Genomic DNA, 13860 nt, shown 5'->3' on the forward strand with positions numbered 1-13860 from the left:
AAGCTCATGAGTGATACCCCGGTGCAGCCGGTCGCCGGCGTCGGCGCGGAAGCGGACTTCGGCGCGAAGGGCGCCATCGATCGATATTTCGGGATTTCCCTGCGCGGCAGCACGCAGCGCAGGGAAGTCGTCGCGGGTATCACCACCTTCCTGGCGATGGTCTATTCGGTGTTCGTCGTGCCCGGCATGTTCGGCAAGGCCGGTTTCGACACGAGCGCCGTGTTCGTCGCCGTCTGCCTGACGACGGCCTTCGGCTCGCTGCTGATGGGCCTGTGGGCGAAGCTGCCGATCGCGATCGGCTGCGCGATTTCGCTGACCGCATTCACCGCATTCGGCCTCGTGCTCGGCAAGGGGCTGTCGCCGACGGTCGCGCTCGGCGCCGTGTTCCTGATGGGGCTCGTGTTCACCGGCATTTCCGTCACCGGCGTGCGCTCGTGGATCCTGCGCAACCTGCCCGCGGGCGTCGCGCACGGCACGGGGATCGGCATCGGCCTGTTCCTGCTGCTGATCGCGTCGAACGACGTCGGCCTCGTGATCAAGAACCCGGGCGCCGGCCTGCCGGTGACGCTCGGCCACGTTACCGCGCTGCCGGTGATCATGTCGGTGATCGGCCTCGCGGCGATCTTCGGGCTGGAAAAGCGCCGCGTGCCGGGCGGGATCCTGCTCGTCGTGATCGCGATCTCGGCGTTCGGCCTCGCATTCGATCCGGACGTGAAGTACCACGGCATCTTCGCGCTGCCGTCGCTGAGCGCGCCGGGTCATGCATCGCTGATCGGCGCGATGGACATCAAGGGTGCGTTGTCGATGGCCGTGCTGCCGAGCGTGCTGGCGCTCGTGATGACGGCCGTGTTCGACGCGACCGGCACGATCCGCGCGGTCGCGGGGCAGGCGGGCCAGCTCGACGAGAACGGCCGCATCATCAACGGCGGTCGCGCACTGACCGCCGATTCGGTCAGCTCGATTTTCTCCGGCTTCCTCGGCGGCGCGCCGGCGGCGGCCTACATCGAGTCGAGCGTCGGCGTGGCCGCCGGCGCGAAGACGGGCCTCGCCGCCGCGGTGGTCGGCCTGCTGTTCCTGATCGTGATGTTCTTCTCGCCGCTCGCGGCGCTCGTGCCGTCGTATGCGACCGCGCCCGCGCTGATGTACGTCGGCCTGCTGATGCTGAGCAGCGTGAGCAAGCTGCACATGGACGACATGGTCGATGCGATGTCGGGGCTCGTGTGCGCGGTGTTCATCGTGCTGACCGCGAACATCGTGACGGGCATCATGCTCGGCTTCTCGACGCTCGTGATCGGCCGCATCGCCAGCGGTGAATTCCGCAAGCTCAACGTCGGCACCGTGATCATCGCGGCCGTGCTCGTCGTGTTCTACCTGGGCGGCTGGGCGATCTGACGAAACCCGTCGCACGCTGCCGCGGACAGGGTCGCGGCAGCGTGCAGGGAGGATGCTATCTCCTCCATATCCACCACCATCATCATCGTTGATGGCCTCCGTGCCTGGGAACGCCGGTTTCCAGGCTCTTTTTGTTGGTGGCCGCGCGTGCCGACGCGCGACTGCCGCGCGACCGTCACGTCACCGGCGGCGCATGCCCGCTGTCGCCGATCCCCCGCATGTCGTCGTATTCCCGCGAGATGTCCTTGTTCGTGTAATCGCCGAGCATCGCCGCGGAGACCACGCTGAACACCGCGCATACGGCCACATAGATCGCGATCGCGTAGCCTGAGTGGTAGTAGGCGAACAGCGCCGTCGCGATCAGCGGCGCCGGGCCGCCGGCGATCACCGACGCGAGCTGGTAGCCGAGCGACGCGCCGCTGTAACGCAGGCGCCCCGTGAAGGATTCCGCGATCAGCGCGGCCTGCGGCCCGTACATCATCGAATGCGGCACCAGCGACAGCACGATCGCGATGAAGATCCACGCCGGAATCTTCGTATCGACCATCGCGAAGTAGACGAAGCCGAACAGGCCGGCGGCAATCGCGCCGGTGATGTACATCCGGCGTCGACCGATCAGGTCGGATACGTGGCCGAACAGCGGGATCGTGAAGAACTCCACGACCGACGCGGCAAGCACCGCCGCGAGCAGCAGGTTGCGCGACGCGCCGAGTGCCGTGACGCCATAGGTGAACACGAACGCGGTGTAGAGGTAGAACGGCGCCTGTTCGGCCATGCGCGCGAAAGCCGACAGCAGGATGTCCTTCGGCTGGCGGCGCAGCACCTCGAGCATTGGCGTCCGCTCGATCCGGTGCTCGGCGAGCAGCTTCGCGAACAGCGGTGTTTCGAGAATGTTCAGCCGGATGTACAAGCCGATCGCGACCAGCACGATGCTGAGGACGAACGGCACGCGCCAGCCCCACGTGAGGAAGCTGTTGCCGGCGAGCCAGCTGACGGCCAGCACGGCCAGGTTCGCGAGGAACAGCCCAGCCGGCACGCCGAACTGCGGCCACGACGCGACGAAGCCGCGATGCGCATTGGTACGCGCCCACTCCATCGACATCAGTACCGAGCCGCCCCATTCGCCGCCGACACCGACGCCCTGGATGAAGCGCAGCACCGTGAGCGCGACCGCGCCCCAGATGCCGATCACCGCATAGGTCGGCACGAACGCGACGGCGAACGTCGCGAGCCCCATCAGCAACAGCGTCACGATCAGCGTGGCCTTGCGTCCGATGCGGTCGCCGTAGTGGCCGAAGATCGCCGCGCCGACCGGCCGCGCGACGAAGCCGACCGCATAGATCAGGAATGCCTGCAGCGTGCCGACGAGCGGGTGGGATTGGGGGAAGTACAGCTTCGCGAAGACCAGACCGGTCACGGTGCTGTAGAGGAAGAAGTCATACCATTCGATCGTCGTGCCGACCGTGCTGGCGATGACGGCGCGCCGCAACTGGCGCCGCGCCTCCTCGTCCGAGAGGGGCGATGCCCCGGGTTCCATCGCAGCCATTTGGAATCCCCTTCAAACAGGGCGATAGATGTATAGACAATCGCCGTTTCAACGGGTTCCGATCGTGGCGCCCGGCGCCCGGCGCCCGGCGCCTCGCGCGTTGCGCCGGTCAGCCCCCGAACGCCGACACGATCGCATCGATCGTCACGCGGATCCGCGCGGTGTGGCGCAGGTCCTGGTGCGTGACGAGCCAGACGTCATACGAAACGTCGCCCGACCGATCGGGCCAGATCCGCACGAGCCCATCGCGTTCGCCCATCGGCACCGGCAGCTGGCCGATGCCGAGCCCGGCCTTCAGCGCCGCGCGCAGCGTCAGGTTCGCATTCAGGCGCGCGACGATGCGGCCGTCGGTCAGCGGCTCGCCGACGAACGCGGGCGCGCGGGCCGCCGCGATGTGCGGCTGGTAGACGGCGAGATCGTGGCCGGCGAAATGCTCGCCGGGCACCGGCTCGCCGCGACGCCGCAGGTAGTCGGGCGACGCGTACAGCCCGACTTCCCATTGTGCGACGCGGCGCGCGAGCAGATCGGGATTGGCGGGCTTGACGGTGCGGATCGCGATGTCGGCCTCGCGCTTCGCGAGATTGAGGATCTGCGTCGACGTGTCGAGCATTACCGACACGTCCGGATGCTTCGCGTGCACGCGCTCGATGGCCGGCATCACGAATTCGAGCGCGAGCGCGTCCGTCGTCGTGATCTTCACTTCGCCGGCGAGCCGCTTGTCGACGCCTTGCGTGTGGCGCACGAGATCGTGCGCGGACTGCTCCATGGCGTCTGCCGCGCGGATCGCGATCCGGCCGACGGGTGTCAGCTCGTAACCCTTCGACGTGCGCAGGAACAGCGTCGCGCCGAGCGCATGCTCGAGCGCGGCGAGGCGGCGGCCGACCGTCGCCTGGTCGATGTCGAGCGCGCGTGCGGCAGCGCGCAAGGTCTTTTCCCGATGGAGCGCGACGAAAATGCGTGCGTCGTCCCAGTTCATGGCGCCTCCGGCGTGATGCAATTCTGCATCATACGTTCGGCAATTCGCTGCGTGTCAAGCGCGGGCCGCGTCCCTACACTTTTCAATACCCGATGCGGCGAGCCGGCGAGTTGCCCGGCGTCGCAGCGCATCCGGCATGTCGAAAAGGATGAAGCCGTGTCACATACCACGCAAACTGTTCCCGCGGCGATGACCGCGATCGAGATCGCACGGCCGGGCGGCCCCGACGTGCTCGTGCCGGCGACGCGAACGACGCCCGCGCCTGCCGCCGGCGAGGTGCTGATCCGCGTTCACGCGGCCGGCGTGAACGGCCCCGACGCGCTGCAGCGCAAGGGCCTGTACGATCCGCCGCCGGGCGCTTCCGATATTCCGGGCCTCGAAGTGGCCGGCGAAGTCGTCGCGCTCGGCCGCGACGTGACGCGCTTCGCGATTGGCGATCGCGTCTGCGCGCTGATCGCGGGCGGCGGCTACGCGGAATACGCAGTGGCGCACGAGACCAACACGATCGGGATTCCTGAACGGCTGTCGATGGTCGAAGCGGCCGCAATGCCCGAAACGTTCCTGACGGTGTGGCTGAACCTGTTCCAGCGCGGCAAATTTGCAGCGGGCGACAGCGTGCTGATCCACGGCGGCGCGTCGGGTATCGGCACCACGGCGACGATGCTCGCGAAGGCGTTCGGCGCATCGAAGATCGTCACGACGATCAGTTCAGACGCGCAGCGCGCCGCGAGTCTTGCACTCGGCGCCGACGTCGCGGTCGACTACCGGCACGAGGATTTCGTCGACGCAGCGATGCGTGCAACGGACGGGCGCGGTGTCGACGTGGTCGTCGATATCGTCGCCGGCGATTACGTCGCGCGGAATTACGCGGCTGCCGCGATGAACGGGCGCATCGTGCAGATCGGCGTGATCAAGGGGCCTGCGAAAGAGCTCGATCTGTTCCCGATGCTGACGAAGCGCCTCACGCATATCGGCTCGACGCTGCGTTCTCGGACGCGCGAGGAGAAGGCGCAGCTGATCGACGAGCTCGAACGGTCGGTGTGGCCGCACATTCGCAGCGGCGCGGTGAAGCCGCTGATCGACCGGACCTTCGAACTCGACGATGCGCGCGGCGCGCATGCGTTGATGGATTCCGGCACGCACATCGGCAAGATCGTGCTGACGACGGCGGCGGCGCGCGCCGCTTGATTTGATGCACGGCGGCACGGCGGCCCGGCCGCGCGTGGCTTCAGCAATGACCGAGCGGCGCGGCCGAACGTGCGACGTCGGCGATCCGGACGCTGCGCGACATCCCGTAGACTTCGGCCTCGCGGCGCTCGGGCTCGCTGCTCGCGACGACGGCCGCGCATTCGCGCGGCACGCCGAGCGCGTGCAGCGCGACATCGAACGGATGCTGGCTCGTGGCGACGGAAGGCTGATGCGCATCGGTCACGACGACGGAGAAACGGTCGAGGTTCGCAAGGCCGAACTGGCCTTCGAACATCGCGCTGAGGCGCGAGGCCGGCAGGGTCGTCACGAGGCCGAGACGGTAGCCTTCGGCGGATGCGCTGTCGAGCCACTCGATGATCGCATCGCGCTGATGCTGCGATTCCCGCGAGTCCGGTGTCGCTTCGATCTGTTCAAACGCTGCGTCGAGTCGTGTAACGATGGCTTCGATGACCACGGTGATGCACCTCTGCGGAAGACGTGACGATCCGTTCGCTGACGGGAATGCTACACCTTAGCTTTTGACGGGATTACACGACAAATTAATCTTTTTAGCCGACTCATAGGATCCGGCTTATATATCAATTTGCACGGTGATGGTGCAAACGCGCGACTGTGGTGCGTTTGTGCATTTCCGGAATTTGGCGCGCCAAATCGGCGTTTCGCCGATTGAAACGATCGCGCCGATCGTCTTCCGGACGTGCGCAAATCGCGTATCGGGCAACCAACCGGTGCCCGATACGCGTGTCACTTCGCGCCGACCGTCAATGCAGCTTGATCGAAGGCTGGTTGCGGCTTTGCAGCCAGTGGCTCAGCGCCTGGAGCAGCGTGCGCTTCGCGCCGTACACGCTGAACAGGTGCTTGCGATACAGGAACTTGTACAAGCCGATCGCGGCGAGCCCGTCGACGATCAGCGAGCGCGAGCGCACGCCGAGCTCCGCCTGGAACACCGCGCCCGCCTGACCGAGCGACACGACGGTGCCCGCATCGCGGAACGTGAAGCCGTCGACCGGCTTGCCGGCCAGCCGCCGCGCGAACGCGTGGCCGAGATACACGGCCTGCTGGTACGCGACCTGCGCACGCGGCGGCAGGAAGCCTTGCGCGCCGGCGGACGGGCACGCCGCACAGTCGCCGAACGAGAACACGTGCGGATCGTCCGGCGTCTGCAGCGTGTCGGTGACGATCACCTGGTTTGCCCGATTGAGCGCGATGTCGCCGAGCTGTCGCAGGAACGCGGGGCCCGCGACGCCCGCGGCCCAGATCGTGATGTCGCTCGCGAGACGTTCGCCGGTGGCGGTCACGACCGCGTCATGCGCGACTTCCGCGACGCGCGTGCCGGTCAGCACGTCGACGTGCAGTTGCCGCAGCTGCGCCTGCATCCGCGCGGAGAGCCGCTCGTCGAGCGCCGGCAGCACGCGCGGGCCGCCTTCGATCAGCCGGATGCACACGTCGCGGTCGGGCACCAGCGCCTTGAACCGGTACGTCGTCAACTGGTTGATCGCATGCCTGAGCGCGGCCGCGAGCTCCACGCCGGTCGCGCCAGCGCCGATCACGTTGATGCAGATCGGCTGCGGGCGCTGCTCCAGCTGCTGTTCCGGCTGCTGCTCCGCCAGATGGTTGGCCCTCGTGCACGCGGCGAGGAACTTGCGGCGAAAATCTTCGGCCTGCTCGACGTTCTCGAGCGGCAGCGCATGACGCGCGGCGCCCGGCACGTTGAAGAAGTTCGTCACGCTGCCGACCGCGAGCACCAGATCGTCGTAATGCACGTCGCGCTGCGGCAGGATTTCCGTGCCGTCCGCGTCGAGCACGGCTGCGATCGTCGCGGTGCGCCGCGTCCGGTCGACACGTTGCAGCTCGCCCTGCAAGAACCGGAAGCCGTGCCGCTTCGCCTGCGCCGCATACTCGATCGTGTGCGAGGCCGGATCGCGATGGCCGGACGCGGCCTCGTGCAGCAGCGGCTTCCAGAAATGCGTCGGCGAACGATCGACCAGCACGATTTCCGCCATGCCGCGCCGTCCGACGGTGTCGCCGAGACGCGTCGCCAGTTGCAGGCCGCCGGCGCCGCCGCCGACGATCACGATGCACGGCACGCGCGTCGCGCGATCCGTGTCGGGAGTGAACGTGTTCGTGTCCATGCTTGTGCTCCAGGCTAGATGCTGCAGATGACAGATTTCGAGATACGACGATATAGTTTCGAATCCGCTAAGACAATTTAATGTTTATAGGCGACTCATATGTATTCACTAATAGGTAAGACGGCGACTTTCCGGCAACTGAAGGCACTGGACATGATCGCGCGGCTCGGCAGCGTGTCGCGCGCGGCGGAGGAGCTGAACCTGACGCAGCCCGCCGTGTCGCTGCAGATCCGCCTGCTCGAGGAGGCCGTCGGCGCGGCGCTGCTGCAGCGGGTGGGGCGTGGCGTGCAGCTGACCGCGGGCGGCGAGATCGTCGCCCGCTATGCGCGCGAGATCCTGCATCTGTGGAGCGAGGCGGGCGACGAAGTGGCGGCGCTGACGGGCGATCTCGGCGGCACGCTGCGGATCGGTGCGATCACGACGGCCGAGTACCTGATTCCTCCGCTGCTCGTCAAATTCACGGCGACGCGCCCGCATGTGAAGACGTACTTCAAGGTCGGCAACCGCGACGACATCATCCGGATGCTCGCGACGCATGAAATCGATCTCGCGGTGATGGGCAGCGCGCCGAAGGAGTTGCGCACGCATGCGGTCGAGTTCGCGAAGCATCCGATGGTGTTCGTCGCGGCGCCCGGCCATCCGCTGATGCAGCGCAAGCGCATCGCGCTGAAGGATCTCGAATCGGCGCACCTGCTGGTGCGCGAGCGCGGCGCCGGCACGCGCTCGACCGTCGAGGGCCTGTTCAAGGCGTCGGGACACAAGTTTCATGTGGGATCCGAACTGTCGAGCAACGAGGCGATCAAGCAGATGGCCGAGGCGGGCCTCGGCATCGCGTTCCTGTCGCTGCATGCGTGCGCGCTCGAACTGCGCACCGGGCTGCTGGAGCAGCTGCCGTTTCCCGGCAACCCGATCGAACGGGAGTGGTACGTGGTGACGCTCGCGGACCGGCGGATCTCGCAGGTGACCGCGCTGTTCCGCGATTTCCTGATCAAGCAGGGCGCGCCCGTGATCGACGGCGCGACGACCGCGGCGCACGAGCGGCGGCGCAAGTGAGGCGGTGGCGCGGCGCGTGATGGACTGTCGCCACTCATCAGTTTTTCCGATGACTCAGATTGCTGCCGCGTGCCTACTCGCGGCAGCGGCCTCCGGCTACCGTTATGCCCATCTCAATGCCGAGGCCAAACATGTCCAAGCTCAACCTGAAATTGCTGGGCCCATGCCTGCTTGCGATCGCGATCGATGCGATGGGATTCGGGCTCGTCTATCCGATCATGGCGGCGATCTTCTCCGATCCGCATTCGGGCGTGATCGGCGCCGGCGTGCCCGCGCACCTGCGCAACTTCTATCTCGGTCTCGGGTACGGCATCTATCCGTTCTTCATGTTCTTCGGCTCGTCGCTGATGGGAGAGCTGTCCGACGGCTACGGCCGCCGGAAGATCCTGCTGCTGTGCGTGTTCGGCCTCGCGCTCGGCTATCTGCTGATGGCGCTCGGCGCGCTGCTGCCGAGCATCGTGCTGCTGCTGGTCGGGCGCGGGCTGAGCGGCCTGATGGCCGGCTGCCAGGGGATCGCACAGGCCGCGATCGCCGACCTGAGCACGCCGGAGAACAAGGCGTACAACATGAGCATCATGTCCGTCGCGTTCAGCGCGGGCGTGATCGTCGGCCCCGTGCTCGGCGGCGTGACGTCGGACCGGACCATTGCACCGTTCTTCAACTACGGCACGCCGTTCCTGCTGGTCGCCGCACTGTCGGTCGCCTGCGGGCTCTGGACGCTGCGCAGCTACCGCGACGCGGTCGCGCCCGCCGGCGGCGCGCGGATCGATCTGCTGCTGCCCGTGCGGATCATCTTCGAGGCCGGCACGCATGCGCGCGTCGCGTGCCTGTCGATCGTGTTCTTCCTGATGCAGGTCGGCTACGGCCTGTACCTGCAGACGATCATGCTGGTGCTGCAGACGCGCTTCCAGTACACGAGTGCGCAGCTCGGCCTGTTCAGCGGGCTGATCGGCCTCAGCTTCGTGTTCGGGCTCGTGGTCGTCGTCCGGTTGATGCTGAAGGTGTGGGGTGTCGTCGACATCGCGAAGTCGGGCCTCGTCGTCGCCGGCATCGGGCAGGTGCTGTCCGCGCTGTTCCCGCATGAAGGCGCGCTGTGGGTGCTCGCGATGCTGGTCGGCTGCTTCGACATGGTCGCCTATACGACGATGTACACGGCCTACTCGGACGCGGTTACCGAGGACCGGCAGGGATGGGCGCTCGGCGTCGCCGGTTCGGTGATGGCGATCGCCTGGGTCGTGACGGGCTTCCTCACCAACCTGCTGCCGGTGCTCGGCGAGCTCGGCCTGCTGATGACGGGCGGCCTGAGCTTCGTGCTGAGCTTCCTCGTGATGATCGGGTACGGCCGCGTGTGGGCGGCGCCGGATGTGCGGGTCGGCGTGCGCGTGTGAGATTGGCGCGCGTTTGCGTCGCCTGTTACGCTTCAGCACGTGTCACCACCGGGGAATCCATGGATCTGCTTGCCGCGATGCGCATCTTCGTGCGGGTCGTCGAACGCGGGAACCTGTCGCGTGCCGCGAAGGATCTCGGCCTCGGCCAGCCTGCGGTCAGCGACCGCATCGAGCGGCTCGAGCGGCATCTCGGCGTCAGGCTGCTGCTGCGCAGCACGCGCGCGGTGTCGTGCACGGACGAAGGCGCGCTGTTCTATCAGAAGAGCAAGACCGTCCTCGACGCGGCCGACGACGCGCAGGCCGCGGTGACGCTCGGCGCCCAGGCCGTGCGCGGACGCATCCGGATCGCCGCGCCGCACGGGATCGGCGAGATCGTGCTGCCCGGCGTGCTGGCGGCCGCGCGCGAACGTCATCCGCAGCTGCAGGTCGATCTCGTGCTGAACGATGCGATTACCGACCCGGTGACCGAGGGCGTGGACATCTCGCTGCGGCTCGGCCAGCTCGGCGACGGCAACTTCGTCGCGCGCCGGCTCGGCCATGTGCGCCGCGTGCTGGTCGCGGCGCCGGCCTACATCGACGCGCACGGCTTGCCGGACAAGCCGGCCGAGCTTGCGATCCATCCGTTCGTTCGCGTCGCGGGACTCTTCGGCGACGGGCAGCTGCGGTTCGCGAACGGATCGAAACCGGCGCGGCCCGCGCCGATCAGCATCGTCGTCAGCACGAGTCACTGGCGGCCCGCCTATGAGCTGCTGGTCGGCGGCGCGGGCATCGGCGTGCTTCAGGAACCCGTGTGCCGCGACGCGCTGGCGACCGGGCAACTCGTCAGGTTGTTGCCGGGACATACCGTTCCCGGCTTCGAGCTGCATGCGCTGTGTCCGGCCGTGCGCCCGCTTCCGGCGAAGACCCAAACCGTGATGAAGCTGCTGGAAGCGCATTTCGGCCGGGTGCTGGCGGTTTGCGACGGGAACGCCTGATACTCGTCCGTGCAGTCCACGTGAGTGGGCGCTTGCATTGGTGGCGAGCCAACGTGGCCTGCATGACGCGCATCGCGGTTGCCGGACACCACCGATATCCGGCAACGTGAGCGCTCGCTTACTACCGCGACTCGCGCGTTGATGACGCGTACTGAACCGTGCCGGGTTGTGCTCCTGCTCGGTCCCACGCGCCGCACCGCCAATCAGCGGTCGTGCGCGATCGCGTCGAGCGCGCTTTCCAGCAGCACGCGCGCATGCTCGCGCCGCCGCCGCGCGACGCGTTCCGCGCCTATCTGCCGCTCGTGCTCGCCGGCGATGAATGCCTGGATGTCGGGCAGCCGGCGAACCACACCGCGGCTGCCCCATTGGCCGTCCGGCATCTCCGTCGGAAACACCCAGACGCGCGGCGAGACGTCGTCGTGCGTGCCGCCTTCGGCCCGCACGACGGCCGCGGTGATCTCGCGGACGAGCGTCTCGCGCGCCGCGTCGGTGTACTGCCCCTCGGGCACGGTCGGCACGATCCGGTAGCGCGGCTTCGTGGAGCGCTCGCCGCCCACCCATGTTCCGGCCGGGCGATGCAGAAAGACCACCGAGACGCTCTGAGCGATCTCGTTGGCCGGGTCGAAGCCTTCGGCCCGCAGCAGGATGTCGGTCATTTCCTTCAGCAGCCGCGCTTCGGCTTCGGGGGACAGCGCGTGTTCCGGAATCGTGGCGTCGATCATCGGCATGTCAGTCTCCTTCTTCGGTGGTTGGTTCGGTGGTTGGGACAGCACGATGATCGGGCTTGCAACCCGCATCGACGAGTGGCAGGATCGCCATTCCTGATGGGAAAACGGACAACATGGCGACTATCCGTATCTGGGTCTACGACGGGATTCTGGCGTCCGGCGTTGCCGGGCCGATCGACGTGTTCAACGCGGCGAACCGTCTCGGCGCCAGTCGCGCGGCGCCGGGGCAGCCATGCGCGCCGACGCTCACGTGGCGCGTGGAATCCGTCGACGGGCAACCCGTGCGTGCGGCCTCCGGACAAACGATCGCGGTGGACGGCCGCATCGACGTCCGCAAGCGCGCCGATGCGATTCTCGTGACCGCGCCGTTCGTCGCGGACATGGACGCGTTTCTCGCCCGCCGCGAGCTGGTGACCGAGCTGTCCGCCGCGCTGCGCCGCCAGCACGACGCCGGCGCGCTGCTCGCGTCGTACTGCACGGGCAGCTACCTGCTCGCCGAGGCGGGGCTGCTCGACGACCGGATCGCGACGACGCACTGGTCGCGGGCGCCGGATTTCCGGCGGCGTTATCCGTTGGTCGAATTGCGCGCGCATCAAGTGCTCACGGAGCAGAGCGGCATCCTGTGCGGCGGCGCGGTGACGTCCTATCTGGACATGGCGGTGCGAGTGGTCGAGCGGCTGACCGATGCGCCGCTTGCGGCGCTCGTCGCGAAGACGCTGCTGATCGATGCGGGGCGCGCATCGCAGGCATCATATGCATCGCTCGTGGACGATCACGGACACACCGATCCGCTCGTCGCACGCGCGCAGCGCCGGATGGAGGCGACACTCCGGCAGCGATTCCGGCTCGCGGACCTCGCTGCACACCTCGCGGTCAGCGAGCGGACGCTCAACCGGCGTTTCAGGCAGGCTGTCGGCGATGCGCCGCTCGGCTATCTGCAGCGGCTGCGCGTCGAGGTCGCGAAGCGTCTGCTGGAATCGGGCGTCCATCGCGTCGAAGCCGTTTGCGAGCAGGTCGGATACGACGATCTCGGCACCTTCCGGCAGTTGTTCAAGCGCATGACCGGGCTGTCGCCGCGCGAGTATCAGCAGCGCTTCGCCCGTTCGCTTGCGCACGACGCGACGGACGAACGCGTCGTGCATCCGGTGGAATCGTGATGCTTTGAGAGAAGCGCGATCGTCGTGGATCGCGCATCACGCGCGCGCAGGATCCCACTGGCGATACCGCCGCGTCAGCTGGCGCATCCGGATCTGGTCGAGCACGAGCGTCAGGACCGGCGAGTAGTGGCCCGCGGGACGGCGTCCCGCCGCGATCGCGCGCAGGCGGCGCTTCACGAGCGCCATCGTGGCCAGCCCGGCGGCCGCCTTGTCGCGCCACCCGACGTGGACACCGGGCGCGTCGACCGCCTGGCCGTCGCGCCAGCGATTCGGCAGATCCGGAATGCACGCGAGCGCGGTCGCCATGCCGACCACCGCGACGCCTTCCCCGAGCACCGTTTCGGCGACCGGCTGGCGGCGGATGCCGCCCGTCGTCATGACCGGCATCCTGGCGATTGCCGCGATGTCGCGGGCGAACGTCAGGAAATAGGCTTCGCGCGCGAGCGTGCGGCCGTCCGCGGTGTGGCCCTGCATCGCCGGGCTCTCGTAGCTGCCGCCTGACAGCTCGACAAGATCGACGGCCTGATCGTTGAGCCACAACACGATCTGCTTCGCGTCGTCCTCGGAAAACCCGCCGCGCTGGAAGTCCGCGGAATTGAGCTTGACCCCGACGCTGAACGTGGCGCCGACACGCGCGCGAACCGCGCGCACGACAGACATCAGCAGCCGCGCGCGGTTTTCCAGCGAACCGCCCCAGTCGTCCTGCCGCCGGTTGGTCAATGGCGACAGGAACTGCGAGATCAGGTAGCCGTGCGCCGCATGGATCTGCACGCCGTCGAACCCGGCCGCCTGCGCGGCGGCGGCCGTATCGGCGAAGCGCTCGATCACCTCGCGGATCTCGTCCGCCGTCATCTCGCGCGGCGCGGCGAACAGCTTGCTGTGCTTGCCGAGATCGAGCGGCACGGCGGACGGCGCCCACCCGTCGCGGCCCATCGCGGCCATCACCTGCCGGCCCGGATGGTTGATCTGCATCCACGCGCGCGCACCGTGGCGGCGCGCGGCGTCGGCCCACGCGCGGAACGGCTCGAGCGGCGTGTTCCGTTCGAGCACGACGCCGCCCGGGCCCGTCAGCGCGCGGCCGTCGATCATCACGTTCCCGGTGATCAGCAGGCCGGCGCCGCCGGCGCCCCACGCGGCATACAGGCGCCGCAGCGCGTCGCCGGGCAATTGGCCGGGATCGGCCATGTTTTCCTCCATCGCGGCCTTCGCGATGCGATTGGGCAGGGTGCCGCCATTCGGCAGTGTCAGCGGAGCAAACAAGGAAGTCGTCATCGGAAGACCCGTTCGGCATATGGGATTGGCCTA

The 13860-nt window shown here is 67.8% G+C and carries 12 protein-coding genes; 6 read left to right on the forward strand and 6 right to left on the reverse strand.

The window, feature by feature from the left end:
- Nucleotides 1-6 precede the first annotated feature (6 nt).
- The gene (locus tag G3N94_RS16400; RefSeq protein ID WP_241021885.1) at nt 7-1392 is read left to right on the forward strand and encodes an NCS2 family permease; all 1386 of its coding nucleotides are present in this window, start codon (nt 7-9) and stop codon (nt 1390-1392) included.
- Nucleotides 1393-1567: 175 nt separating this feature from the next.
- On the opposite strand, the gene G3N94_RS16405 is transcribed toward G3N94_RS16400, so the two are convergent.
- A complete protein-coding gene (locus G3N94_RS16405; protein WP_205793570.1) occupies nt 1568-2938 on the reverse strand; it encodes an MFS transporter in 1371 nt (456 codons plus the stop codon).
- Nucleotides 2939-3047: 109 nt separating this feature from the next.
- On the reverse strand, nt 3048-3914 hold the full coding sequence (locus G3N94_RS16410) for a LysR family transcriptional regulator (protein WP_205793571.1): 867 nt from the start codon (nt 3912-3914) through the stop codon (nt 3048-3050).
- Nucleotides 3915-4070: 156 nt separating this feature from the next.
- Between G3N94_RS16410 and G3N94_RS16415 the strand changes: the two genes are divergently transcribed.
- Nucleotides 4071-5102 carry an NAD(P)H-quinone oxidoreductase gene (locus tag G3N94_RS16415; protein WP_346778702.1) on the forward strand — a complete coding sequence of 344 codons (1032 nt, stop codon included), beginning with the start codon at nt 4071-4073 and terminating at the stop codon, nt 5100-5102.
- A gap of 40 nt (nt 5103-5142) precedes the next feature.
- Here the strand turns inward: G3N94_RS16415 and G3N94_RS16420 are convergent, their stop codons facing one another.
- Nucleotides 5143-5577 carry a phosphatase gene (locus G3N94_RS16420; RefSeq protein WP_205793572.1) on the reverse strand — a complete coding sequence of 145 codons (435 nt, stop codon included), beginning with the start codon at nt 5575-5577 and terminating at the stop codon, nt 5143-5145.
- A 307-nt stretch (nt 5578-5884) separates the two neighbouring features.
- Complete coding sequence (locus G3N94_RS16425) at nt 5885-7255, reverse strand: NAD(P)/FAD-dependent oxidoreductase (RefSeq protein ID WP_205793573.1); 1371 nt, start codon at nt 7253-7255, stop codon at nt 5885-5887.
- Between the two features lie 99 nt (nt 7256-7354).
- Between G3N94_RS16425 and G3N94_RS16430 the strand changes: the two genes are divergently transcribed.
- From G3N94_RS16430 to G3N94_RS16440, 3 genes are all read left to right on the forward strand, one after another.
- Nucleotides 7355-8308 carry a LysR family transcriptional regulator gene (locus G3N94_RS16430; RefSeq protein ID WP_205793574.1) on the forward strand — a complete coding sequence of 318 codons (954 nt, stop codon included), beginning with the start codon at nt 7355-7357 and terminating at the stop codon, nt 8306-8308.
- A gap of 131 nt (nt 8309-8439) precedes the next feature.
- Nucleotides 8440-9696: an MFS transporter gene (locus G3N94_RS16435; RefSeq protein ID WP_205793575.1), complete on the forward strand. Its 1257-nt coding sequence runs from the start codon at nt 8440-8442 to the stop codon at nt 9694-9696.
- Between the two features lie 59 nt (nt 9697-9755).
- Nucleotides 9756-10670, forward strand: a complete 915-nt coding sequence (locus G3N94_RS16440) for a LysR family transcriptional regulator (RefSeq protein ID WP_205793576.1) — start codon at nt 9756-9758, stop codon at nt 10668-10670.
- A gap of 203 nt (nt 10671-10873) precedes the next feature.
- Here G3N94_RS16440 and G3N94_RS16445 read toward each other — a convergent pair whose 3' ends face one another.
- Nucleotides 10874-11398 carry a Tautomerase enzyme gene (locus tag G3N94_RS16445; protein ID WP_205793577.1) on the reverse strand — a complete coding sequence of 175 codons (525 nt, stop codon included), beginning with the start codon at nt 11396-11398 and terminating at the stop codon, nt 10874-10876.
- Between the two features lie 113 nt (nt 11399-11511).
- Here G3N94_RS16445 and G3N94_RS16450 point away from each other — a divergent pair, with 113 nt between their 5' ends.
- Nucleotides 11512-12555: a helix-turn-helix domain-containing protein gene (locus tag G3N94_RS16450; protein ID WP_205793578.1), complete on the forward strand. Its 1044-nt coding sequence runs from the start codon at nt 11512-11514 to the stop codon at nt 12553-12555.
- A 36-nt stretch (nt 12556-12591) separates the two neighbouring features.
- Here G3N94_RS16450 and G3N94_RS16455 read toward each other — a convergent pair whose 3' ends face one another.
- On the reverse strand, nt 12592-13827 hold the full coding sequence (locus tag G3N94_RS16455; protein ID WP_205793579.1) for an NADH:flavin oxidoreductase/NADH oxidase family protein: 1236 nt from the start codon (nt 13825-13827) through the stop codon (nt 12592-12594).
- Nucleotides 13828-13860: the final 33 nt, after the last annotated feature.

It is taken from the genome of Burkholderia sp. Ac-20353 (genome assembly GCF_017104785.1).
GTDB lineage: Bacteria > Pseudomonadota > Gammaproteobacteria > Burkholderiales > Burkholderiaceae > Burkholderia.